Origin of the sequence: Pseudomonas capeferrum, from assembly GCF_013523055.1 — a bacterium.
GTDB classification, from domain to species: Bacteria; Pseudomonadota; Gammaproteobacteria; order Pseudomonadales; family Pseudomonadaceae; genus Aquipseudomonas; species Aquipseudomonas capeferrum_A.
Genome location: NZ_JAAMQM010000025.1, coordinates 42,078 through 65,459 on the forward strand (window position 1 = coordinate 42,078; position 23,382 = coordinate 65,459).

Below are 23,382 nucleotides of genomic sequence, written 5' to 3' on the forward strand. Positions count from 1 at the left end.
GGGCATCCAGCAAATTATCCCCAGGCTGGATGACGATCCTAGGTCCGTAGACATTGGACTGTATTGATGACTTTGCAGGAGAGATTTGCCCTCATCAGGAGCCGACAAGCTCACTTCGCGTGGGGCGATATCTACACGCCTTCGATTTTAGCGGTTCCACGAGAAGCCCCTAAGGGCTCTCGTATCAGCAGAATGAATAGCCGGAAGCTCGGCCGTGCGATTCACTCGCTGTCCACCCCAGAAGCGGTGTTCGCACAGCTCGCGCTCTTCCATCCTCAGCTGCTCGATATTCACGAGCAGAAGATGCTGTGGCCATATCACGCCCCGCATCCATTGCACGGGCATCCACTCACCAAAGGACATTTTTCTCATCCTGTCACTGGGACGATGGAAATTGCCAAGCAAATTGGCTTCAAGCATCACCAGGTGGTGATTACCACTAAAGCTGGTAGCCGACAGAGAATGCCCTTTCCCTATCAGGGGGACCTTTTACTGTATTTGATGGGTTCAGATGGGAAACCCTACGCGGTCAATTGGACGGTGAAGGATCAAGCTCATGCCTTCAGCGAGAGGCGCTACTCAGCAGCCAAGACCCCTAATCAGCAAAAAAAGGACCGTGATCATGCTGAGCTACGCACAGCCCTAGAGCAACTGCATTACGCAAGCGGCGGTATCAGGACCGTGCAAATGTCTTTGGATCGTCTGGACCCGATCGTCATGGGCAATCTCGATCTGCTATTTCCGATGCATGGCTTGCCGCTGACCCACGACCCCGAGCTGCTCAGGGAGTTTAGCGCTGAGATTGAGGGCGCTGTGCATGCTGGGGCCTTGATCCACCCCATCATTTACCGGTATGCAGCCCGATGGGGTAAGCGTGACCAGTTTATTGCGAAGGTCTACCAAGACATCTGGGACCGAAAGCTGCCAGTAAATTTCTTCAAGCCGATTCTGATCGACCATCCTCTCGATACCGACGGTGGTGATCTGCTGGCAGCCTACGGCAAATTTTTCTTGGAGATTGAGCCGTGATCACGGGCGCTAGGTTATTTGCGCCTGAAGGTTATCGGAGCCTTGTCAAAGGCCACTATTACCATTTCCTGAACAGTGATGCGGTCCACAACCGGGTGCGCTTGGTGGAGTTCAGTGATCTAGCGAAAGACGTGCGCACCACCTTGATCACCCTCACAAGGTTCGAGTTCGAAGAAGCGCTCGAAGCGGGTGCGCTGCTGGCGTCAGGGGAGACGGACAAATTTCCGCCATGGCTGGAACCGATTAAGGGGATCGCAATTTCAGATCGTGAAACGAAGCGGGTTTCTGCTAAGGAAACCTACGACCAAAAGGTCAACCGCCGTTTTCTGGCTATCTCAGGCCTGATGGTTCGTCTCCAGGAGGTTCTAGCCAGTGACGATCCGGACGCTGTAATTAACGCTCATGCCAAAAGCCAGTCGCCTCAGCAAAATGCAGCTCGCTTGAGGTTGTGGTTCTACACTTACATTACTTTTGGACAAAACAAGTGGGCTCTCATGCCTCCCCTGCACCGCATCGGGAGGTGGGACAGGGAGGGGCCGGGGAAATTACGCAGGCTGGGCCGGCCATCACCCAATGGCAAAGAGTGGGGTTACCGGGCCGATAGCGCCATGAGGGAAAGAATCCTTTCTGCGTATCTTAGGTTCCGTTCCGCTGACAAAACATATAGTCAAGTTTACCGAAAAATCCTTACAGAGGAATTTGGTTGCGTTTCCGTTGAACGAAATGGAGTAGCATTTTTCATCAATCGTAAAGGGCACCCATTTCCAACTATTGACCAAGTGCGTTACTGCATCGAACAACAAGTTAGCGCTAAAGAGAAATCTATTGGCGTAAGAGGTAAACAAAAGACCCGCGACCAGAGCGGCAGTTTGGGCAGTTTCTCAGAACGCTTGACGAATCTAAATCAGCAGGTCGAGTTTGATGGTTACTACATAGTTGAAAAACTTTCGGGCCTGACAGAGGGTAGCCCCGTTGACGGATTTTGCGTCGTTCGTGCCGTGTGTGGATTGTCCGGAATGGTGGTTGGCATTGGATTTGCCGAAGGTAAAGAAACCAAAGAAGCTTATCGGATGTGTCTGTTTTCCATGGCTGTCGACAAAGTATGGTTTTGTGGGCTTTTCGGAGTAACCATCAAACCGGACTGGTGGCCCTGCGAAGGCTTGGCAGGTGGGCTGGTGTTTGATCGAGGTCCTGCAGCAGCCCTGGACACGGAGCCTGAGATCCACTGGCTAGGCACACTTGAAAATACGCCAGTTTTTTCTGGCCAGTCTAAAGCTACGGTTGAGTCATCGCACCCGCGAGCAAAATCCGACCTCGATCAACCCACCTATGTTCATAGCACACTGAATTTTGTCCAAATGGCCCGCAGGGAGATTCACCAAGTCCTGAAAGACAACCGGTCGTCTGACGCAAGTGGCCGCATGGAAACCGAAATGTATTGGTGCGGAATAAAGCCCACCCCGCTGGGTATCTGGAATTACTGGGACAGCCGCTTCCGTAATTCTGCAATCGGGATGCAGCAAGAGGTTGCCATAAAGAGCTTCCTGTCTGTGCACCCGGCCGTTGTACGTCAAGACGCAGTCTATCTGTACGGGCGCAAGTATAGGTCTGTTGATTTGATCAATACCGGGATATTTGATCGAGTTGCTAGGAGCAGCGTTATTGAAGTTGATGTATATGTACTGACTATGTGCGTTCGGCATATATGGATTGAGGTAGGAGGCACACTGTTCGAACTGGACTTTGTAACGACGCAAAGGACCGTTGACGGTGATCGGGACATATCATTACGTGATCTTCAGTCACTAGATGCCTTAAGGCGAAAATCTCAAACTTTGCTTCGTAATGAGATGCCGGCAATTCATCAATTTCACGATGATAGATTCAAAGAAGATACCGGTGAAGAGTGTAAAGGTGGCGTGAGAAGAATTGGTCGACCACCTAAATCGGCATCTGCGCAGCGAGATACAGATGACTATGATCGATTCCGAGGTAAAGCCAAATGAATGAGGCCATTGCGAGTTGGTTCGACGGCTGCCAAACGGCTGATCAGGTCCGCCAGATCATCACGCGTCGACCTGAGCCATTGGAAAGTCTGTACGAAATTGAACCTCGGTTGGCGGCAGAGGTGCTGTCTCAAGCATTGCGTGAATCGTTCATTCCCAACGCATTTACGATTGAGTTCATCCAGGAGATGGTGGGGCGCGCAGCGCTGCATGCGCGAGCATTGTTCTCTTCTGAGCGCGAGTACGCCCGAGGGCTCTATGAAGCACCTGCAGTCGATGCTGTGCCGGTGTGTTTTACAGGGCTTGCAGGGGTTGGGAAGAGCCAGACCATTGCTGCGCTGCGCAAGGTTCTGCCTGGCCCCGTTGATCTGTCCTGCGATCACTTCCAGGGTGAGCTACCGTTGCGGTCGCATTGGTATGCAAGCGCCCGAGGTACCACCAATGCTAAGGCCCTTCTTCGAGAGTTCGTTGAGTTGCCTCTGTCGCGACTGACCGTTGCTGAGCTGCTGAGTGAATGCCGGCGTAGGGCGAATCGTGATGGGGTATCGTTAGTCATCCTGGATGAAATGCAGTACATCCAAAAGGGGCTTGGTGCAGCGAAGGTTACCGATATCCTCTTGAACATGGCTGGTATCGGTCCGCCAATGGTCTACGTGTGCAATTACAGCTTGGGTCACAAGTTGTTTGAGAGAAACAATGAGGATCAGCAGCGCTTGCTGACGGACCCAAGAATCATGCTTCCCGATGAGCCTGGCAGTTCCGACTGGAAAGCTTTCATTGATGAATGTGTTCGCGTGGGCAATGGCGCGATTCGCGGTAATCAGGGTGAATTGGCAAGGGAAATTTACCGTTGCACCTTCGGTATCAAGCGCCTGGCGGTGGAGTTGTTGAAGCAGGCGTACATTGAGTGCCGCAGTGCAGGCCGTCATGCGGCCTCCCTTCAAGACATCGGCCATGCTTACCGCTCAGCGGCTTACACGTCCAGTGCCAAACAGGTCGAACACCTTCAAAAATTGGCTCTGGGTGGTCGGGTGTCCAAACAGCATCCAGACCTGCGGTGTCCGTTTGACCTGCCAGCCGCGTTCACGTCCAACGTAGTGAAATTTGCGCGAGCTGAACGGCAGGACCGAGTCACCCAGAAGGTTTTCGACTCATCGCTCACTGCGTCGGAACGATCTGTAAAAAAGCAACTTGATGCCTCAGCGAATGCTCTGCAGAAGCCGACTGCGCGCCCGCGGCGGACTCCGGTTGAGGAGCTCTCCGAGGAAGAGCAGGCCAAAGCTTTCTTTGCCTTGATGGAGGACGACAAGGACCCCAAACCCAAGTGATGGTGTGGCGAAGAATTCCGTTCGCGGGCCCTATGATTGCTGGCGTGTAAACCTATTTTTTTCACTGTTAACCAGAGTGGTTTACAGTGAAAAAAACAGGTTTACACGCCTGAGTTAGCGAGGGGCAGGTACACCAGGATAGAGCACCTGAGCTCGGATGCATCTCCGACGCCGCTGAAATGTGCTATCACGTGCCAGTACAAGCATGTCCAGATTCGCGTCATGCATTGGCGTTAGACAGTTAACTCCAGGTACAAAGATCTTATGAGCACACCAATTACGCTGTCTGTGGGTAGCCTCGATCTCACATACAACACTGGCTATATGGGCATGGATCACGGGATGCTCTATCAAGAGTCCGACCGCCAGTACCGTCGGCACGAGGGCATCGACTACGACTACGCTCATAGCCCTGAAAGTCTGGAGCAAATGGAGCTGTGTTTTTGCCGGACACTTGGTTCGATGGTGTCACGGTTGGAGCTGCTCGGATACACATTGGCGGCGGTGAGGTCGGAATACGAAAATCAGGTCGTGCTCGACAGAGACCAGTTCGAGGAATACCTGCCAGGTGAGCGTCGATCCGACCGTTTGACTTTCGATCAATTTATCGACTTCATCAAAGCGTACGCATTGCGAGACCTAAAAAGCGACTATGTCGCCAGCTACGATTCCGATCATGCACAGGGCCGGGGCCGCTTTGCGGCTGATCCAGCGGCATCTCTACTCCCGACGGGAGTGTTTGATCGAGACATCGGAGGCTACTCCGAGCGCAGCCATTTCGGCTCAATGTTAGGATTTCTGAGCCCATATGCAACTCTGCGAATCCTTGCCGAAAACCCCGCTAATCTAGGTGAAGATGTCGTCTGGGATTACGGCAATTTTGTGGATGCAGGATGGGCTAAAAATGAGGATTTCATTGGGAACGCACGTCGGACCCAGACCTATTTGATAGCGACTGAAGGCACTTCTGATACCCACATTCTGAAGCGGGGTCTGGCGCTGCTCCGCCCGGACATCGAGGATTTTTTTCGATTCATTGACATCGAGGAGCGTCACCCATTTTCCGGTACAGGTAATCTGTCCAAGTTCGCCGAGGGACTGGTCAAAATTGATGTTCACAATCGCGTGGTCTTCCTGTTCGATAACGACGCCGAAGGAGTGGATACCTATAAAAATCTACTCAAACGCTTTCAATTCCCAGTGAACATGAAAGCTATGGTTCTTCCTGACTTGGACGAGCTGCGCGAGTTTCCGGCGAAAGGCCCGTGTGGTGTTGCCAACGCTGACATCAACGGCTGCGCGGCCGCTATCGAGTGCTATCTCGATCTCAATCTTAAGGGGCGACCCCCAGCGCAGGTGACCTGGACGAATTACAAGGAGTCGTTAGGTATTTATCAGGGCGCCCTCGATTTCAAAGATAGCTACGCAAAGGCGTTTTATGAAACCACTCAGGAGGATGTTGAATCAGGTGTGTATGACGCGAGTAAGCTCCGATCCGTGATAGCGGCGCTTCTTGAGGAATGCACTGGTTTGGCTGCTGCGATGCTCTATTCGAAGTCCTAAACCTCAATAGCCTCTCGGCGAAGGCGCTTCCACCTAACGCGGACCGAGATGATTTCTGGCCCCTACCATCCGCTCGTCGCTACCTCTTGGAGATGGCCATCCATCCAATGCCCATGGGGTACAGCATGGCTAGAATGGTATAGTCTCTCATTTATTTGCAGAACAGCCGCAGGAAGCCGCTGGGAGATTTCACATGGCGATCTACACCGCAGGCTATGAAGGGTTGTCTATCGACGCCTTCATCGCTCGTCTTAAGCAAGCTCAGATCGACAAGGTTCTGGACGTTCGCGAGTACCCTCTGTCCAGAAAGCCTGGTTTCTCCAAGAAGGCTTTCGCCCAGTGCTTGGCGGATGCAGGAATTGCCTACGAGCATTCCCCTCCCTTGGGTTGCCCAAAACCGATTCGAAACCGCTATAAGGTCGATGGCGATTGGGGGGTCTATGCGCGCGACTTCAGGGCTTACATCCGTACCCGGATGGACCTTCTGGAGAACCTGACAGCTGATGCCTCAAGCCAGCGCATTTGTATGGTTTGCTACGAAGCTGACGCGAATTTTTGTCACCGCAGCCTTATCGCCGAGGCTGCGAGTGAATTGGATTCATCCCTGGATACGCGGCATCTGCCTCTCAAAATAGAGAAATTTGCTGATTTGCTTCGGGCGGTTGCTTAGGTGGATAGATGAGACTGATGATAAGCCACTGTTGCGGAAATCGATGAATCGTTCCCATTAGAAGCATAAGATCTTTTCCTGGTAACTCGACCTCCAGCTTCTGTCGAAACGGCGCTTCCCAGCCGTTAGGCCCATGAGCTCGGCGCATGTTTCTGTACAGCTGGCTTGCCTCCCAGTCTACGATCTTGTGCTTATAAATCTTTACCTCACCATCAAGTACTGACTCATAGCTGTAGTAGAAATCGAAGGGCACCTTCTCTAGGCGCTTGATGCTGGCTTTGACATCGTCCTGATCGAATAAACCGGGCTGGCGCTGCAGTCTCTCCAGTTTTTCAAGCTCCTCATCAGTCCAGCTTTCTGACGCGGCTTTACGGATCTCTAATCCAATAATTCGCTCAGGCTTGATCAAGCCGAGCGTGACATTGGAATTCTGTCGAGCCTGCTCCAGAGCCTCAAAACTGTCGTAGATGGGCAGCTTGCTAAGCATTTCCCTCCTTCGAATCCACGCTTTCGAGGTTGGAATAATGTCTTGGGGCTGAATCGTATCCACGCCAATCTTATGGCTTTCAGGTCGGTGATCGTTGGAGCTTTTTTCGATGGAGGCTTCGATCCACTGCCACTTTGAAAATCGTTGATCATCAGTGACCAGGCGGAACGGTACAGGGTAAAGACGGATCAGATTGCCTGCCTCGTCCATCCCCGCAACGCACGAAGTCTCTGTATAGGCAGCGCTGGGTGACGGGTATGTTTTGCATAGGATTAGTATGCGAGCTTTCCTTCTCATACAGGCACGTCCTTATTGTACTGCTGATACTGTAGCGACCAGAGCGTAAACTGGCCATATGATATCGCCCTGTCCCGACAAACCTCATCCATGTGCGGCTGCCACTGAGCGTCATCACCAAGAGCGAGCAATTCAGGCATAGCTGCTGCTAGGGATTGCCTAACCGGGCTGCACCGCAGAAAGATTGAACGCAGCTTCGGCACGAACTTGCCGTCCGATTGAAGCGGACGAGCTACGCACCGTTTGGGGTTGCGGCCCCTTTCGATGTTCGTCGATGGGATCTAGCTCAGTCGCAAGGGGCTTCCGGCGTACTGAACACTCCAACAAAATGGCATTTGCAAAGCTGCTTGAGCAAATCACCGCTTGCATGGCTGCTGGAGTATGATGGGGACTGGTAGCTCTGGCAGGAGAGCCCAATGACTGAATCAGCGCGCACCACGGTAAAGTGCCTGGATCCCGGCGACGGCTCCGGCGATGTGATTGTGGAATTACCTGACGACATTCTGCGCGAGCTCGGGGTCACGACGGGCGACAGACTCTCCATAGAGCTCATCAACGGCGATATCGTACTCAAGCCAGTCCGCGAGCGCCGCGAATCTGATTAGCTACGCGTTGCAGGCCCTCTGTGTCGTCGTGTTGAGCTGATGAAGCTTTCTAGCGGGGATACATGGGACGGCAGTCAGCCTACTGCCGTCCTTCTGGTCGGTGCGTTATTTGGCTGGATAGTTGGCGACTACTAGGTCCGCGCCGCTTTTGGTTAACCCAATGACTTGGTAGGCATGGCTTACGCCATCAACCTCCATGCCTGGGGATCCAGCTGGCATTCCTGGCACGGCGATCCCGACCAGATCGTTCCGCTCCTTGAGTTCTCGAATCTGCTCAGCTGGCACGTGACCTTCAACAAACTTTCCATCAATCACGGCTGTGTGGCAGGACGCTAACCGTGGCGCTACGCCCAGCTTCTGTTTCACTGCGCTCATGTCCGTCTCAATATGGTCGGTCACTTTGAAACTATTGGCTTCCAAGTGCGCGATCCATTTCTTGCAGCAACCGCAGTTCGCGTCTCGGTGAACGTCGATGGACAAAGGCTCGGCAGCGTAGGCCGCTGAGGTCACCAGCAGCCCAGCGATAGCGGCTAGACGAACGAGTATCCGGTTAGTTGGCATGAGTGTGCTCCTTACCGTCTTTGTGAACATGCGTCTTTGTCGACGATTTCGGGTGGGCGTCCGAATGGGCTTCGGCCGCATTGTGGTCACCGTGATGATCTGCCGCTTGGGTGGCGCCTGCGGGTGGAGCTCCATGGTCGTGAGCTGCCTGGGCATGATCGTTGTCTGCCGCTTCGTCGTGATCGCCATGCTCGGCATGCCCGCTCCCGCCGTGCTGGCCCTCATGGTTATGCATATCGCTTTCGCCGCCGCCGTGCTGATGGCCACCGCTCGTGGCCACCAAAGCCTTGTACTGCTCGGGATTCATTTCGGGAAGTTGATCCAGGAACGCGACTATTCCCCAGATGTACTCATCACCCATGCTCTTGCCCCAAGCGGGCATGCCGGTGGCTTTGATGCCGTGCTTGATCGTCCAGAATGCGGCAGCCGGTTCGCCTCCGACACCCACCTTGGTGAGGTCAGGTGGCGACGGGTATAGCGCTTGGCTAAGTTCTGTCTTTCCAACGCCAGGGGCGAGGTGGCACCCAATGCACATGGCGTTGTAGTTGCCTGCGCCTGCCTTGATCAACGCAGCGTTCTTCAGGTCAGGCACTTCAATGTCTCGCGCTCGAACCTCAATCGACCGGTCGCGAGCCATGGCGAGAAACGAATGGACAGCCGGGAAGTGAGGATCATCGGCGCCGACATTCACCAAGCCGAAATACGCGGTGCCCAATACCGCAGCACTTCCGACAGCACCGGCCACAAGCAGCGTTGTAATTGTTCTTTTCATGTTGGAATTCTCAGAACCACATCCTGATACCGGCAACGAAGCGTGCCTCATCAACATCTCCACCCTCGTCTCGGATGAAGTCAGCGGTGTTGCCGTAGGAGCGGCTCCAGGTAACGCCTATGTACGGGGCAAACTGGCGGACGATTTCATACCGTAGACGCAGCCCGACTTCGGTATTGGCCAGACCCGATCCAACACCGCGCTCAGGATCGTTCTTGCCATAGAAGTTCGCCTCGGCCGTGGGCTGCAAAATCAAGCGATTGGTCAGCAGGATGTCGTATTCGCCTTCAAGACGCGCAGCAGTCTGGCCGTTCTCGCCGATGAACGCCGTAGCTTCGGCCTCGAAGTCATACAAGGCCATGCCCTGAATACCAAAGGCTGCCCAGGTCTGCGGTGATTCCGGTTTGAAATCCTGACGGACTCCGGCGACCACGTCCCACCAAGGACTGACCGAGCGCCCGTATAGCAGTTGCAGCTCAGCGTCTTCGGTTACCCCATTGGTGCGCTCGCCTTCCGAGCGAACCCAGAGTCGATTGATGTCGCCGCCTACCCAGCCTGATGCGTCCCAGGCCAGGGTGCTGCCCTCATCGGCGTCTTGGTATTCGAGCTGGTCCAACAGGAAGAAGCTGTTGATTCCGCTGTCGTGCACCTGGTGGCCACCCAAAGGCGGAAAGGCTGCCTCGCGGTCGGCATCAGTGAGCACTGGAATCGGCGTGCGACTCGTTGTGGTCGGAGAAATCGCTGAACCATGATTCATCTGGGAATGGTCCATGCCCTTCATCGAACCGTGATCCATGCCCTTCATGTTTCCATGGCCCATTTTGCTGTGGTCCATCTTGCTATGGTCCACCGGGCTGGATTTGCTCTGGCTTTGAGCATGCTCCATCTGGCTGTGATCAACAGGGGCAGGCTGTTTCTGCTGTTTGCTCACCCCCATCTTGCTGTGATCCATCGCCGGCATCGATTCGGACGGAACAGCATCCATTTGCATGGAACCGTGCCCCATTTTCGAATGATCCATGCCCGAGTGATCCATTTCTTCAGCGGCGAAGCTGGGCGTTACGCCCAGCATGCCGATTGAAACAGTCAGGGCCAGCAGCGAAGGCCGCCCAAGGCTATTGACCATCTTTCCCTGCCTTAGCTTTGTCGCTGCCATGCGATTCCATCATTATGTCGTGGTCCATGCCTTCCATCGAGCCATGGTCCATCCCCTTCATCGAGCCGTGGTCCATACTTTCCATGGACCCATGGTCCATGCCTTCATGGTTCATCCCCTGACCCTGCTTGTCCTGCGAACCTTTGGCTTTACCGGCCTCGGTAGATTTCTGGGAATGCTGATCATGGTTGTCGCTGGACCACGACGACGGGGCATAAACAGCCAACATGCCGACCATCGCAGCAGAGAGGAAAAAGGCGCTTCGTTTCATTGGTTTGCTCATCTCAAATCTCCAGCTCATTCGTCCACACGGACTTCTCGGAACATGCCCATTTCCATGTGGAACAGTAGGTGACAGTGATAGGCCCAACGTCCCAAGGCATCTGCGGTGACGCGATAGCTTCGTTTTGAGCCAGGTGGCATGTCGATGGTGTGCTTGCGAACCATGAAGTTGCCGTTCTCGTCCTCCAGATCACTCCACATACCGTGGAGATGGATGGGGTGAGTCATCATGGTGTCGTTGACCAAGGTGATGCGAAGACGCTCGCCATATTTCAACCGCAGCGGTTCAGCATCAGAGAATTTGATACCGTCGAACGACCACGCGAACTTCTCCATGTGGCCGGTAAGGTGCAGTTCGATTGTGCGTCCAGGCTCTCGACCATCGGGATCGATGAAGGTGCTCCGCAAATCGGCGTAGGTCAGCACTCGGCGCCCGTTGTTGCGCAGGCCAATTCCCGGATCGTTCAGCTTCGGGGTCGGCGACATGGTCTGCATATCGACCAACGGGTTGTTTGTCTCGGAAGCCGGATGGCTCTGCATTGCACCGCTCATGCCGGCCATGCCCTCATGACTCATCCCAGCCATCGTGCTGTGATCCATGCCGGCCATGTTGCTATGGTCCATTCCAGCCATCTTGCTGTGGTCCATGCCGGCCATGCTGCTATGGTCCATTCCAGCCATCTTGCTGTGGTCCATGCCGGCCATGCTGCCATGGTCCATCCCAGCCATCTTGCTGTGATCCATCCCGGCCATGTTCCCCTGGTCCATGCCAGCCATGCCGCCGTGATCCATTCCGCCCATGCTGCCGTGGTCCATGCCCATATCGCTCATGGCGATGATCGGGCGTGGATCTACCTCCGGCACGGGCGCTTGCAAGCCTTCACGAACTGCCAGGGTGCCTCGGGAGTACCCGGTACGGTCCATGGATTGCGCGAAGATTGTATAGGCCTGCTCGTTTTCAGGTTCGACGATGACATCGTAGGTTTCGGCAACGGCGATCCGGAACTCATCGACCGATACGGGTTTGACGTACTGGCCGTCGGCAGCCACAACCGTCATCTTGAGCCCAGGAATCCGGACATCGAAATAGGTCATGGCCGAGCCGTTGATAAAGCGCAGGCGGATCTTCTCGCCGGGCTTGAAGATACCCGTCCAGTTGCCGTTCGGAGCCTGGCCGTTCATGAGGTAGGTGTAGGTATACCCGCTCACGTCAGCGAGGTCGGTGGGGCTCATCTTCATTTCAGCCCACATCTTCCGATCCGCTACAGCGGCCGACCAGCCTTTCTCGCTCACATCGTCAACGAAGTCGCTAACAGTGCGCTTGTGGAAGTTGTAGTAGTCAGATTGCTTCTTGAGTTTGGAGAGCACCCGCGCCGGGTCTTCATCCGTCCAATCGCTGAGCATGACGACGTAATCACGGTCGTACACAAACGGCTCCGGATCCTTGGCATCGATCACCAACGCCCCATAGACCCCGGACTGTTCCTGGAAGCCTGAGTGGCTGTGATACCAGTAGGTGCCGTTCTGGTGGACCTTGAACTTGTATTCGTACATGCCATCGGGAGCGATGCCGTGGAAGCTCAAGCCCGGCACACCGTCCATGTTGGCGGGCAGGATGATGCCGTGCCAGTGAATGGAGGTGTCTTGTTTCAGCCGGTTGCGTACGCGCAGTGTCACGGTGTCGCCTTCGCGCCATCGCAGGATCGGCCCTGGCACCGAACCGTTGATGGCCATGGCCGTGCGAGCTGCACCCGTGATATTGACGGGGAGTTCGCCGATATACAGATCGAAGTCCGTGCCGCTCAGCACGTTCGGTTGGCCAGGGCTGGTCACGGCCCAGACCGGCGCGCGCCACATGCCGAGCCCACCCAGAAGTCCGGTAGCGGCCAGGCCTTTGACGAAAGATCGTCTCGTGGTTTTGCTTTGCATGCCGTTGCGTCCAGTCAGGTAGATCGCTGATATCCAGGCTGCTCGATGGGGCAGCCCTTGGGTTCATTGGAGCTCTCACCAGTCTCGTAGACTTTCGTCACTGCGCGAGGCTGATGAGAGGCCGTAGTCTGAAACTGCCATAGTTCAGATTCCGGGGTGATTACATTTCTGTAAGCTGGGATCAGCAGCTTTCGTGGCCGGCATGCTTGCTGGACTGGGCGGCAACTGGCGCCTGCTCTTTCTTCTCCTGCGCAACTTGGAATGCCTGCATGGAGCTTTGGCGAGCCGCTTCCATCCGCGCAAAGGTCCGGTCCGCGCCGCCCTCTGCCAGGGCGATGCCTGCCATGCCGAAGGTAACGACCATCACAATTGCTTTGACCATGTTCATCTGGAGATCCTCAGTGGGTTCTGCGCCTCATGGCGTCAGGTACAGGGTCAAGTTAGCTTCGCGGTGCTGTCAGAAAACTGATCTCGACATTACTTTTCCGTCAGCTTCTGGTTGGGCGTCTTTTTTCCTGCAAACTGGAGATGCACCCCGCGTGGATGAGAGCAGATGAAATTACTCGTAGCCGAAGATGAGCCAAAAACCGGTGTCTACCTCCAGCAAGGTCTGACAGAAGCTGGCTTCACCGTTGACCGGGTGATGACAGGCACTGACGCCCTGCAACAGGCACAGAGCGAAGCGTATGACTTGCTGATACTCGACGTGATGATGCCGGGGCTCGATGGCTGGGATGTCCTGCGCAAGATCCGTGCGGCGGGTCAGGATGTGCCGGTTCTTTTCTTGACGGCCCGAGACGGCGTAGACGACCGCGTGAAAGGTTTGGAACTGGGCGCTGATGACTACCTGGTGAAGCCCTTTGCGTTCTCGGAGCTGCTGGCTCGGGTTCGCACGTTGTTGCGCAGAGGCAACGGTGGTGCTGCTCAAACCACCATGAAGATGGCAGACCTTGAGGTAGACCTGCTCAAGCGTCGAGCTACGCGAAACGGCAAGCGGATCGACCTTACCGCAAAGGAGTTTTCCCTGCTGGAGCTGCTCATGCGCCGACGCGGCGAGGTGCTCCCCAAGTCGCTGATCGCTTCTCAGGTCTGGGACATGAACTTCGACAGTGACACCAACGTGATTGAGGTAGCGATTCGCCGACTGCGGGCCAAAATAGATGACGACTTCGCGCCAAAGCTCATCCATACCGCCCGAGGCATGGGCTACATGATGGATGTGCCCGAGTGATGCGCCCGCAATCATCGCTCGTCAAGCGACTGACCCTGATGTTCATGTTCGCAGTGACTGCTGTCCTGGTGGTTGCCGGGGTGGCTTTCTACGGGCTCAGCCAGCACCATTTCCGGATGCTGGATGAGCAGGCGCTTTCCGAAAAGCTGGAGTCAACGCGTCATATCCTGTCCATCTCAGCAGCGCGAGGCGGGCTCCACGATCAGGAGCAGCAGCTGCGGGCATTGCTCGGCGCACATCAGGATTTGTCGGCGAAAATCACCAAGGCTGACGGTACGGTCCTGTTTTCAGACCCCAAAGCCTCCCAAATTCCCCAGCGGTTCGAGCAGGCGCACCGGGGTGCGGTCTGGGAATGGCAGGATGAATCGCAGAACTTTCGCGGCATTACCGCCCAGCTGACCATTGCAGGCGAGCCGGAACCGGTGACGGCCGTGCTGATGCTCGATGTCACCACTCACGCCCATTTCTTTGTCACCCTGCAATGGTGGTTCGGAATTGGCCTGGTGATCAGCGCGATTGTAAGCGCAGGCTTGGGTTGGGTCGTGGCCAAGAGTGGGCTTCGGCCTGTTGGGCAAATCACCAAAGTGGCCACCGGGATGTCGGCAAGATCGCTCCGCGAGCGCATTCCCCTGGAGCCCGTGCCGCTAGAGCTTCAGGAGCTCATCCTGTCTTTCAACGGGATGCTGGGACGGTTGGAGGATGCATTCGTTCGGTTGTCCAACTTCTCTGCCGATATCGCTCACGAGTTGAGAACGCCAGTCAGCAACCTTCTGACCCATACTGAAGTGGTGCTCACCAAGAAGCGTGACCTGGATGCCTATGAGGAGAACCTCTATTCGAACCTGGAAGACCTCAAGCGTATGTCGCGCATGATCGACGACATGCTGTTCCTCGCCAAGGCGGATAACGGTCTGATCGTCCCTGAGCAGATTGATGTGGAGCTCTCCGACCTCGTTTCCAAGCTGTTCGAGTACTACCAGTTCCTGGCTGAGGATCAAGGCATCCAGCTGACCCTACACGGGCAGGGTAAGGTTCGTGGCGATCGCCTGATGATTGACCGAGCGCTTTCCAACCTTCTATCCAACGCGTTGCGCTACACCCCGGAAGGTAACGAGATATCAGTGCGAATCGAGCAGACGCCTGAAAGCGTGACGCTTTCCGTGCGTAACAGCGGGGTAATCATCGATTCCCAGCACATTGGCAAGATCTTCGACCGATTCTATCGAGCCGATCCAGCCAGGCGCGAAGGCGGCCCAAGCAATGCAGGCCTGGGTCTGTCGATAACCCGCTCTATCATCGAGGCTCATAGCGGACGAATCTGGTGTACTTCAGCGGAGGGTGTCACAACCTTCTTCATCAGTCTCCCAGCCTCTAAGCGGTGGGTTAGTGCAGCCCCAACCCCTTAATGCTGAACTCATCCCGGTAATCTATACTCGCCCATCATGAATCGGTTCATTCGACTGCTCACCATCCTGATGCTTATCGTGGCGCTTCCGCTTAACGGGATGGCGGGCATCGATTCGGCGACTGAACCTTGCCCAATGCAGACCATGGGCATGGAAATGATGGCGGGTATGGATCATGACTGCTGCCAGGACCAAGACCTGGGCAAGGCCGGCGATCACGCCAAATCCTGCAAGGTCGGCCAGGAGTGCAGGACTGCTAGCACAGTGCAGCTCAGCTTCCTGACGCCTGGGCTGACCTTTGCCAAGCCACGACCTGCCGATACCTACGCGGTAGGCATAGCGACAGGCTCTCCCCCCGATCCATGGCGGCCTCCCCGCGTCTGATTCCCTCTTAATTTCACACCGTCGTTCCGCCTAGCAGCGGGGCGATGGCACGCGCCTGGGCGCTGATCTTTCGAGGAATCATTTTCATGACTCCCCAACGTTTTCAGGGACGGATAACCACGGCCGTCCTGTTCATACTGCTGCCGGCTGTCTCGGCACAGGCTGCAACGCTGTCGCTGGATGAGGCGCTGCAACTGGCTGAACGCAACGCTCCCTCTCTACAGGCCCGCCAGGAGCAGGCATCAGCTGCGCGCAGCGCAGTCATTCCAGCGGGCGAACTACCCGATCCGCGCCTGAATCTCGGGGTACAGAACCTGCCGATTGAAGGCACCGACCGCTGGAGCATGAACAGAGACTTCATGACCATGCAGGTGGTTGGCCTGTCCCAAGAAGTACCGAACCGGGACAAACGCAAAGCTCGCATAGAGACAGCGCAGGCCACGGTCGAGCGAGCCGATGCCGAGGCGCTGTTCGAACGGCTGAAAGTTCGGGCGGCAACCGCACAGGCTTGGGTGGCTGCATACACCGTGCAGCGAAAGCTTGAACAGTTCGACGCCTTCTACAAAGAAAACCAGCTGCTGGCTTCCACGGTGCGGGCCAGCCTGGCCGGAGGCGCAGGCTCAACGGCCGATACGTTGGCTCCCAAACAGGAATTGGCACAGTTGGACGAGCAGAAAGACGTTCTGTTGAGTCAGTCAGCTCAGGCGCGAGCCGCGCTGAAGCGCTGGATTGGGCAGGACGCCGAAGTGGGCGCGCCGACGTTCCCTGTCTGGCCTGTAGATGCAGCTGAATACTTGCACTCCGTCCATGCCCATCCGGAGCTCAATACCTACAACGCCATGACACGCGAGGCTCAAGCCCAGGTACACCAGGCTCAGGCGGAAAAGAAATCGGATTGGTCCTGGGGGGTGGATTATCAGCGCCGTGGTCCGGACTTCAGCAACATGGTCAGCCTGCAAGTCAGCTTCCAGTTGCCGTTGTTCACCAGCTCCCGGCAAGACCCAATGATTGCGGCACGACGCGCACAAGTTCGCCAATTGGAAAATGAGCAGGACGCTGCCCTGCGCGAGCATCAAGCTCAGCTTGAAACAGACCTTGCCGAGTACCAACGCTTGCAACGGGCTGTACGGCGCAGTCGCGAAACACTTTTGCCCCTGGCCGAGGACCGGGTACGCCTCGCTCTGGCGGACTACCGCGCCGGTAATTCGCCGTTGAGTGAAGTGCTGTCGGCACGCCGGCAGCGTGTGGAAGCGCTGCTACAGGATGTGGACCTGCAAGGACAGTTGGCGGCAACAGCAGCGCGTCTGCATTTCGTTTATGGAGAGGTGCGGGCATGAGGAATAGGTCGATTGGTTTGCTCGTGGCTGCTGCCCTTGCTATTGGGATAGGCGCGGGCTTCTGGCTAGGTGGAAGAGGTGCGTATTCCTCATCCCAGCCAGTAGGTGAGGAAAAAAAAGCGCTGTACTGGTATGACCCGATGTATCCCCAGCAGCACTTCCCGGCGCCCGGAAAATCGCCGTTCATGGACATGCCGCTCGTGCCCAAGTATTCGGATGACACGGCTGGCGAGGAGCAGCCTGCGGTTCAGGTCTCGGCTGGGCTCCAGCAAAACCTTGGGATTCGATTGGCGACGGTGACGGCTGGCCGGCTAGAACGGACCCTGAGTGTGAGCGGCGTTCTAACGTTCGACGAACGCGACTTCAGCGTATTGCAGGCCCGGACTGGCGGCTACGTCGAGCGCGTCTATGGTCGAGCGACGGGCGACATCGTTGCCAAAGGGGCTCCTCTAGCCGATGTGCTAACCCCGGAGTGGGCTGGTTTGCAGGAGGAATACCTGGCGCTGCGGCATTCCGGCGACACGCAGCTGACGGCGGCGGCACGACAGCGGCTTGTGCTCGCCGGCATGCCGGCCGACCTGATCAACCGGGTCGCGAGCACTGGGAAGGTGCAGCTCTCGGTCACACTCTCCGCACCCACGGCCGGAGTCATCCAGGTTCTCGATTTGCGACCCGGAATGACGTTGACGCCGGGGGCTACCTTGGCGAGGATCAATGGAGTGGCCAACGTCTGGCTGGAAGCGGCTGTGCCGGAAGCCCAGGCTCAAGGTCTTCGCGAAGGCCAGCCTGTGCGGGCGCAATTGCCAGCGTTCCCAGGCGATCCCATACCGGGCAAGTTGACCGCGTTGCTCGCCGATGCCGATTTGCAGAGCCGCACGTTGCGCCTGCGTATCGAGTTGCCCAACCCGGATGGACGGCTTCGTCCTGGGATGACCGCTCAAGTGGCTCTCCATCCCGGCGAGTCTTCCGAGCAAAGCCTCTTGGTGCCTGCCGAGGCGGTCATCCGCACCGGCAAGCGAGACCTGTTGATGCTGGCTGAAGACGGTGGTCGCTTCCGGCCGGTGGAAGTCGTGTTGGGCCAGGAGAGCAGAGGGAAAGTTGCGGTGTTGCAGGGCCTTCAGCCAGGACAGCGCATCGTCGCGTCCGGGCAATTCCTGTTGGACTCCGACGCTAATTTGAAAGGCATCGAGGCGGCGACGGCGCAGGATAGTCAGCCTAATGCGGGGCCAGCCCTGCATGAAGCGGATGGCCGTGTCGTGCAGATAGACGGCACCCAGCTCACCGTTGCCCACGGTCCTTTCATCACCCTGGGCATGCCAGGGATGACCATGACCTTTCCTGTGGTTGATCAGTCTCTCCTTGATGGCCTCAAGGTCGGTGCGCAGATTCGCTTTGGCATACGCGAACGCGACGAGGGCATGGTAGTTGAGCAGATCAACGTGGTGGAGGGCCAACCATGATTGCCAAACTGATCCGCTGGTCGGTAGGCAACCGTGTGCTGGTGCTCCTCGCCACGCTGTTTCTGGTGGCATGGGGCTTCGTCTCGGTGCGTAGCCTGCCAATCGACGCCTTGCCCGACCTGTCGGACGTGCAGGTGATCATCCGCACGTCCTACCCAGGCCAGGCTCCCCAAATCGTTGAGAATCAGGTGACCTATCCGCTGACCACAACCATGCTCTCGGTTCCGGGGGCCAAAACGGTACGCGGTTTCTCCGCCTTCGGTGACAGCTTCGTCTACGTGCTGTTCGAGGACGGCACCGATCTGTATTGGGCGCGCTCACGGGTGCTTGAGTACCTGAGCCAGGCGCAATCGCGATTACCTGAGGCAGCCAAGCCGGTACTGGGCCCGGATGCCACCGGAGTGGGCTGGATTTATCAGTATGCGTTGGTCGATCGCAACGGCGGCCATGACCTGTCGCAACTGCGCAGCCTGCAGGACTGGTTCCTGCGCTATGAGCTCAAGACCCTGCCGGATGTCGCTGAGGTAGCCACCATCGGCGGTATGGTCAAGCAGTACCAAGTCGTCCTCGATCCGCTGCGCATGGCCAGCCTCGGTATCACCCAGGCTGAGGTGGTTGAGGCTATAGGCAAGGCCAACCAGGAGACCGGTGGCGGTGTACTGGAGCAGGGCGAAGCGGAGTTCATGGTACGTGCGGCCGGCTACCTGCGATCGCTGGATGATTTCAGAGCGATACCGCTGCGACTGGCTACCAAGGGCGTGCCGGTGACATTAGGCGACGTCGCTACGGTGCAGATAGGTCCGGAAGCCCGCAGAGGCATAGGCGAACTGGACGGCCTCGGCGAAGCCGTAGGAGGGGTGGTGATCCTGCGCAGCGGGAAGAATGCTCGTGAGGCCATCGGGCACGTCAAGGCCAAGCTAGAAACCCTGAAGAAAGGCCTGCCAGCCGGGGTGGAGCTTGTCACCGTCTACGACCGCAGCCAGTTGATCGACCGTGCCGTGGAGAACCTCAGTCACAAGCTGATCGAGGAATTCGTAGTAGTGGCGTTGGTATGCGCAGCGTTTCTCTGGCACCTGCGCTCGTCGTTGGTGGCTATCGTGTCGCTTCCCGTGGGAATCTTGATTGCGCTGATTGTCATGCGTCATCAGGGTATCAATGCCAACATCATGTCCCTTGGCGGAATCGCTATTGCCATCGGTGCAATGGTGGACGCTGCCGTGGTCATGATCGAGAACGCCCACAAACGTGTTGAGGCTTGGCATGCCCGGCATCCTGGTCAACCCTTGCGAGGCGAAGCGCATTGGAGGGTAATGACAGAGGCGGCCGTCGAGGTAGGACCGGCACTATTCTTCAGCCTGATGATCATCACGCTATCGTTCATCCCGGTGTTCACGCTGCAAGCCCAGGAAGGGCGTCTCTTCGCACCCCTGGCCTTTACCAAGACCTACGCAATGGCAGCGGCGGCTGCGCTATCGGTGACCCTGATTCCGGTGCTGATGGGGTACTGGATCAGAGGGCCACTGCCTGCGGAACAGCGCAACCCGCTCAACCGGGGCCTCATCCGGCTGTACCGTCCGGCATTAGAGGTCGTCCTGCGCCGGCCTCTGGTTACCCTCGCTGGAGCATTGCTCATCCTGCTCAGCAGTCTGTGGCCCTTGAATCATCTTGGGGGCGAGTTCCTTCCTCCGCTCGATGAAGGTGATCTGCTTTACATGCCTTCAGCCTTGCCTGGACTCTCGGCGCAGAAAGCTTCAGAGCTGTTGCAGCGAACGGATCGTCTGATTCGAACTGTTCCCGAGGTGGCCAGTGTCTTTGGTAAAGCCGGCCGCGCCGAGTCCGCTACCGACCCGGCACCGCTGGAGATGTTCGAGACCATCGTTCGGCTCAAGCCCAAGAGTGAGTGGCGTCCAGGAATGACCACGGAGAAGCTCATCGAGGAGCTTGATCGCACTGTGCGTGTGCCTGGGCTGACCAACATCTGGATCCCGCCCATCCGCAACCGCATCGATATGCTGGCCACCGGTATCAAGAGCCCAATAGGCGTCAAGGTGGCCGGCAGCGACCTAGACCAGATAGACCGGGCTACCCTCGCTGTGGAGCGGGCAGCGAAAAAGGTTCCTGGAGTGACTTCGGCGCTGGCGGAGCGTTTGACTGGTGGCCGCTACATTGATCTGGATATCGATCGCCATGCCGCTGCCCGTTACGGTCTGAACATCACCGACGTACAGGCCCTCGTGGCTGGCGCCATTGGTGGCGAAACCATTGGAGAAACGGTTGAAGGCTTGGCCCGCTATCCCATCAGCGTGCGCTATCCACGCGAATGGCGTGATTCCGTGGAGGCGTTGCGTCAGCTGCCGATCTACACCTCGCAGGGCGGTCAGCTGACGCTCGGCAGCGTGGCCCGCATACGTATCGCTGATGGCCCGCCCATGCTTAAGAGCGAGAATGCTCGCCCCTCGGGTTGGGTGTACATCGATGTGCGCGGCCGGGATCTATCGTCTGTTGTGGCAGACCTTCGTCAGGCGATCAACAGCGAGGTGAAGCTCGATCCAGGCATGAGCTTGAGCTACTCCGGCCAGTTCGAATACCTGGAGCGGGCGAATGCCCGTCTGGCCTGGGTGGTGCCGGCGACGCTGGCCATCATCTTCGTGCTGCTCTACCTGACCTTTGGGCGCCTCGGTGAGGCGTTGCTCATCATGGGCACACTACCGTTCGCGCTGACCGGAGGCGTTTGGCTGCTGTACCTGCTGGGCTACAACCTGTCGGTGGCCACAGGCGTTGGTTTCATTGCCCTGGCCGGCGTAGCGGCGGAGTTCGGAGTGATCATGCTCATCTACCTGAATAACGCTTGGGCTGAGCGTCAAGCCAAAGGCGAAACCACACGAACAGCGCTGCTCGACGCGATCCGTGAGGGCGCGGTGCAACGCATCAGGCCCAAGGCAATGACTGTGGCGGTCATCGTTGCAGGCTTGCTGCCCATCCTCTGGAGCAGCGGTACCGGCAGCGAGGTCATGAGCCGCATCGCGGTTCCCATGGTGGGCGGCATGCTCACCGCCCCCTTGCTTTCCCTTTTTGTAATCCCTGCGGCGTACTGGCTGATCCGTCGCCGCGAACTTGCTGTAACTACCCCCAACCTCTCAGGAGAAATCCAATGAAAAAGCTAATTGTCATCGCAGGCCTGGTCACCGCTTTTGCCACCAGTGTGCATGCCCAGGACATGGATGGTATGGACATGAAGAAAATGCCAGCCTCCGCCGAGGGGGGCCAAGGGAGCCAGGCGGCTCCCACTGCGCATGCTGAGGGGACAATAAAGGCGCTGGATCTTCAAAGCGGGAAAATCACCTTAGCGCACGGCCCGGTAGCAGAGCTCAAATGGCCGGCGATGACCATGGGCTTCCAATCTGAGCCTGCACAGCTGAAGGGCTTGAACGTAGGCGACAAGGTGAAATTTGGGTTCCGCATGGAGGGAAGCTCCGCGAAAATCGTGAGCATCCAGAAGCAGTGATTGAAAAGCCTTGAATGATCGGGCACGCCTTCATACTGAGATGATTCGGACAAGCTTACAGAAATGTAATCAATCTTCAGGAACCCCTCAGGTCGAACGCTACATACCGTCATGAGACGGTGCACTGGCATCACATCGACCCGATACCGGAGATATGATCATGAACAGTAGCTTTGATGAATGCATCTCGGAATGCCTGCGCTGTGCGCTGGCCTGTGAAGGCTGCGCGTCAGCCTGCCTGCAAGAGCAGGACGTAAAAATGATGGCTGACTGCATCAAGTTGGACAGGGATTGCGCAGATATGTGCAGGCTGGCGGCTACCTTGATGGCACGAGAAAGCATGCTCGCCAAGGAATTTTGTGCGTTGTGCGCCAGGATTTGCCGCGCCTGCGGGGAGGAGTGCAGTAAGCACACGGCAGACCACTGTCAGCATTGCGCACAAGCCTGTTTGGCCTGCGCACAATCCTGCGAAGCAATGGCTGCCTAATTAATTTCGACCGACCGTCGTTCTTTTGCAAAGTACTTAGGGAAGACCTCGGTCGGTCGATCACAAGCCCCCTGGCGGCCGATCAGCTGGCGCTACTGGTGATCAGCTGACTTCAAGAATTAACCTGTGCTTCGGTCAGTTTTGACCCCTGCAGTTAATTCCGGCAGTGCGATATTCAAGGATTTTCAGCTCTCCTGTTGAGTCCTCGTAATTCATCTGTGCCGGCATCACGTCGCAGCTGCCGTTGGTCGAAGTCCTGCTGATGACTCTCGCCACGTCCAGCTTCATTCCATAGCGATAATGGATCACCTCAGGTGGCTTTTTTCCATTGGCCGCTGCGTATGCACGCATAGCCTGCTCATTCGCCTGAATCATTTTTCCGTGCAAACGATCAGAACCTCCTTCGGAAAAAGCGGATGAGGAGGCGATTAAGAGAAGTAGGCCGGCGATGCATTTGGCTTTGATCATTTCAATTACTCCATGAAAACATGACTGCAGCCTAAGGCCCGGTAGCTGTCATCCATGTGATCCAGGCATTACATCTTTGTAAGGCTGTGCTGGGTTGACAGCGCTATTCCCTCATAGACAGTTTGCGGGTGCCTAAGGTAAAGCCGACACGGGACAGAGCTTTTCAAACTCTGCGGAGTTGGAAATCACCCTAGGGGCTAGGGATCGCTCTCTGCGCTCATATCCCCGAGCCTCGAATAAATCGGGCGCAATTGTGGTCCGCAGAGGCTTTAAGCCCCGTCGGCTTCGGCTATGCGTTCAAGTGCTCTAAGCAGCAAGGTACCGACCCCGGATCCTCTTTCCCAGGATCCACAACCAGCGAACGAATTAGACGAGCCTGGCCATCCTTCGATGCCCCATATCCCAGTTCCGTTTCTCCA

21 protein-coding genes are annotated in these 23,382 nt (G+C 56.7%); 13 read left to right on the forward strand and 8 right to left on the reverse strand.

Annotated elements, in window-relative coordinates; all coding sequences use genetic code 11:
- Nucleotides 1-66 precede the first annotated feature (66 nt).
- The 5 genes from G7009_RS23615 (at nucleotide 67) to G7009_RS23635 (ending at nucleotide 6,596) form a co-directional block, all read left to right on the forward strand.
- Nucleotides 67-1,029, forward strand: a complete 963-nt coding sequence (locus G7009_RS23615; protein WP_060519787.1) for a hypothetical protein — start codon at nucleotides 67-69, stop codon at nucleotides 1,027-1,029.
- Entirely contained in the window at nucleotides 1,026-3,035 is a 2,010-nt protein-coding gene (locus G7009_RS27905; RefSeq protein WP_165961575.1) for a transposase, read from the forward strand. The genes G7009_RS23615 and G7009_RS27905 overlap by 4 nt, the downstream gene beginning before the upstream one ends.
- Nucleotides 3,032-4,363, forward strand: a complete 1,332-nt coding sequence (locus tag G7009_RS23625; protein WP_060519786.1) for a hypothetical protein — start codon at nucleotides 3,032-3,034, stop codon at nucleotides 4,361-4,363. Before G7009_RS27905 ends, G7009_RS23625 begins: the two co-directional genes overlap by 4 nt.
- Before the next feature lie 264 nt (nucleotides 4,364-4,627).
- Nucleotides 4,628-5,926, forward strand: coding sequence for a HEPN/Toprim-associated domain-containing protein (locus tag G7009_RS23630; protein ID WP_060519785.1), 1,299 nt, complete (start codon nucleotides 4,628-4,630; stop codon nucleotides 5,924-5,926).
- Nucleotides 5,927-6,119: 193 nt separating this feature from the next.
- Complete coding sequence (locus G7009_RS23635; RefSeq protein ID WP_060519784.1) at nucleotides 6,120-6,596, forward strand: DUF488 domain-containing protein; 477 nt, start codon at nucleotides 6,120-6,122, stop codon at nucleotides 6,594-6,596.
- Here the strand turns inward: G7009_RS23635 and G7009_RS23640 are convergent.
- On the reverse strand, nucleotides 6,553-7,293 hold the full coding sequence (locus G7009_RS23640) for a hypothetical protein (RefSeq protein ID WP_197864294.1): 741 nt from the start codon (nucleotides 7,291-7,293) through the stop codon (nucleotides 6,553-6,555). The genes G7009_RS23635 and G7009_RS23640 overlap by 44 nt on opposite strands.
- A 503-nt stretch (nucleotides 7,294-7,796) precedes the next feature.
- On the opposite strand from G7009_RS23640, the gene G7009_RS23645 reads away from it, so the two are divergent.
- Nucleotides 7,797-7,985, forward strand: a complete 189-nt coding sequence (locus G7009_RS23645) for an AbrB/MazE/SpoVT family DNA-binding domain-containing protein (protein WP_060519780.1) — start codon at nucleotides 7,797-7,799, stop codon at nucleotides 7,983-7,985.
- Between the two features lie 105 nt (nucleotides 7,986-8,090).
- On the opposite strand, the gene G7009_RS23650 is transcribed toward G7009_RS23645, so the two are convergent.
- The 6 genes from G7009_RS23650 to G7009_RS23675 form a co-directional block, all read right to left on the reverse strand.
- Nucleotides 8,091-8,546 (reverse strand): DUF411 domain-containing protein, encoded by a 456-nt coding sequence (locus G7009_RS23650; RefSeq protein WP_060519778.1) that lies wholly within the window; start codon nucleotides 8,544-8,546, stop codon nucleotides 8,091-8,093.
- Nucleotides 8,536-9,318 carry a c-type cytochrome gene (locus tag G7009_RS23655; RefSeq protein ID WP_060519775.1) on the reverse strand — a complete coding sequence of 261 codons (783 nt, stop codon included), beginning with the start codon at nucleotides 9,316-9,318 and terminating at the stop codon, nucleotides 8,536-8,538. The genes G7009_RS23650 and G7009_RS23655 overlap by 11 nt, the downstream gene beginning before the upstream one ends.
- 10 nt (nucleotides 9,319-9,328) lie before the next feature.
- Nucleotides 9,329-10,444 (reverse strand): copper resistance protein B, encoded by a 1,116-nt coding sequence (locus tag G7009_RS23660; RefSeq protein WP_060519774.1) that lies wholly within the window; start codon nucleotides 10,442-10,444, stop codon nucleotides 9,329-9,331.
- Nucleotides 10,434-10,757 carry a hypothetical protein gene (locus G7009_RS23665; RefSeq protein ID WP_181132484.1) on the reverse strand — a complete coding sequence of 108 codons (324 nt, stop codon included), beginning with the start codon at nucleotides 10,755-10,757 and terminating at the stop codon, nucleotides 10,434-10,436. The genes G7009_RS23660 and G7009_RS23665 overlap by 11 nt, the downstream gene beginning before the upstream one ends.
- Nucleotides 10,758-10,771: 14 nt before the next feature.
- Entirely contained in the window at nucleotides 10,772-12,685 is a 1,914-nt protein-coding gene (locus G7009_RS23670) for a copper resistance system multicopper oxidase (RefSeq protein WP_060519772.1), read from the reverse strand.
- A gap of 181 nt (nucleotides 12,686-12,866) precedes the next feature.
- Nucleotides 12,867-13,073 (reverse strand): co-regulatory protein PtrA N-terminal domain-containing protein, encoded by a 207-nt coding sequence (locus tag G7009_RS23675; RefSeq protein ID WP_060519770.1) that lies wholly within the window; start codon nucleotides 13,071-13,073, stop codon nucleotides 12,867-12,869.
- Nucleotides 13,074-13,238: 165 nt separating this feature from the next.
- Between G7009_RS23675 and G7009_RS23680 the strand changes: the two genes are divergently transcribed.
- The 7 genes from G7009_RS23680 to G7009_RS23710 all read left to right on the forward strand — a co-directional run bounded on the left by G7009_RS23680 (nucleotide 13,239) and on the right by G7009_RS23710 (nucleotide 22,495).
- The gene (locus G7009_RS23680; protein WP_060519766.1) at nucleotides 13,239-13,916 is read left to right on the forward strand and encodes a heavy metal response regulator transcription factor; all 678 of its coding nucleotides are present in this window, start codon (nucleotides 13,239-13,241) and stop codon (nucleotides 13,914-13,916) included.
- Nucleotides 13,916-15,322 (forward strand): heavy metal sensor histidine kinase, encoded by a 1,407-nt coding sequence (locus G7009_RS23685; RefSeq protein WP_060519764.1) that lies wholly within the window; start codon nucleotides 13,916-13,918, stop codon nucleotides 15,320-15,322. The genes G7009_RS23680 and G7009_RS23685 overlap by 1 nt, the downstream gene beginning before the upstream one ends.
- Before the next feature lie 470 nt (nucleotides 15,323-15,792).
- Nucleotides 15,793-17,043 carry a TolC family protein gene (locus tag G7009_RS23690; RefSeq protein ID WP_060519761.1) on the forward strand — a complete coding sequence of 417 codons (1,251 nt, stop codon included), beginning with the start codon at nucleotides 15,793-15,795 and terminating at the stop codon, nucleotides 17,041-17,043.
- The gene (locus tag G7009_RS23695) at nucleotides 17,040-18,503 is read left to right on the forward strand and encodes an efflux RND transporter periplasmic adaptor subunit (protein WP_101195989.1); all 1,464 of its coding nucleotides are present in this window, start codon (nucleotides 17,040-17,042) and stop codon (nucleotides 18,501-18,503) included. Before G7009_RS23690 ends, G7009_RS23695 begins: the two co-directional genes overlap by 4 nt.
- Nucleotides 18,500-21,658, forward strand: coding sequence for an efflux RND transporter permease subunit (locus tag G7009_RS23700; RefSeq protein WP_060519757.1), 3,159 nt, complete (start codon nucleotides 18,500-18,502; stop codon nucleotides 21,656-21,658). Before G7009_RS23695 ends, G7009_RS23700 begins: the two co-directional genes overlap by 4 nt.
- Nucleotides 21,655-22,008 (forward strand): copper-binding protein, encoded by a 354-nt coding sequence (locus G7009_RS23705; protein ID WP_060519755.1) that lies wholly within the window; start codon nucleotides 21,655-21,657, stop codon nucleotides 22,006-22,008. Before G7009_RS23700 ends, G7009_RS23705 begins: the two co-directional genes overlap by 4 nt.
- A gap of 160 nt (nucleotides 22,009-22,168) precedes the next feature.
- Nucleotides 22,169-22,495 (forward strand): four-helix bundle copper-binding protein, encoded by a 327-nt coding sequence (locus tag G7009_RS23710; protein ID WP_101195988.1) that lies wholly within the window; start codon nucleotides 22,169-22,171, stop codon nucleotides 22,493-22,495.
- Nucleotides 22,496-22,630: 135 nt separating this feature from the next.
- On the opposite strand, the gene G7009_RS23715 is transcribed toward G7009_RS23710, so the two are convergent.
- Nucleotides 22,631-22,963, reverse strand: a complete 333-nt coding sequence (locus tag G7009_RS23715; RefSeq protein WP_039614978.1) for a DUF2790 domain-containing protein — start codon at nucleotides 22,961-22,963, stop codon at nucleotides 22,631-22,633.
- Nucleotides 22,964-23,382 lie beyond the last annotated feature (419 nt).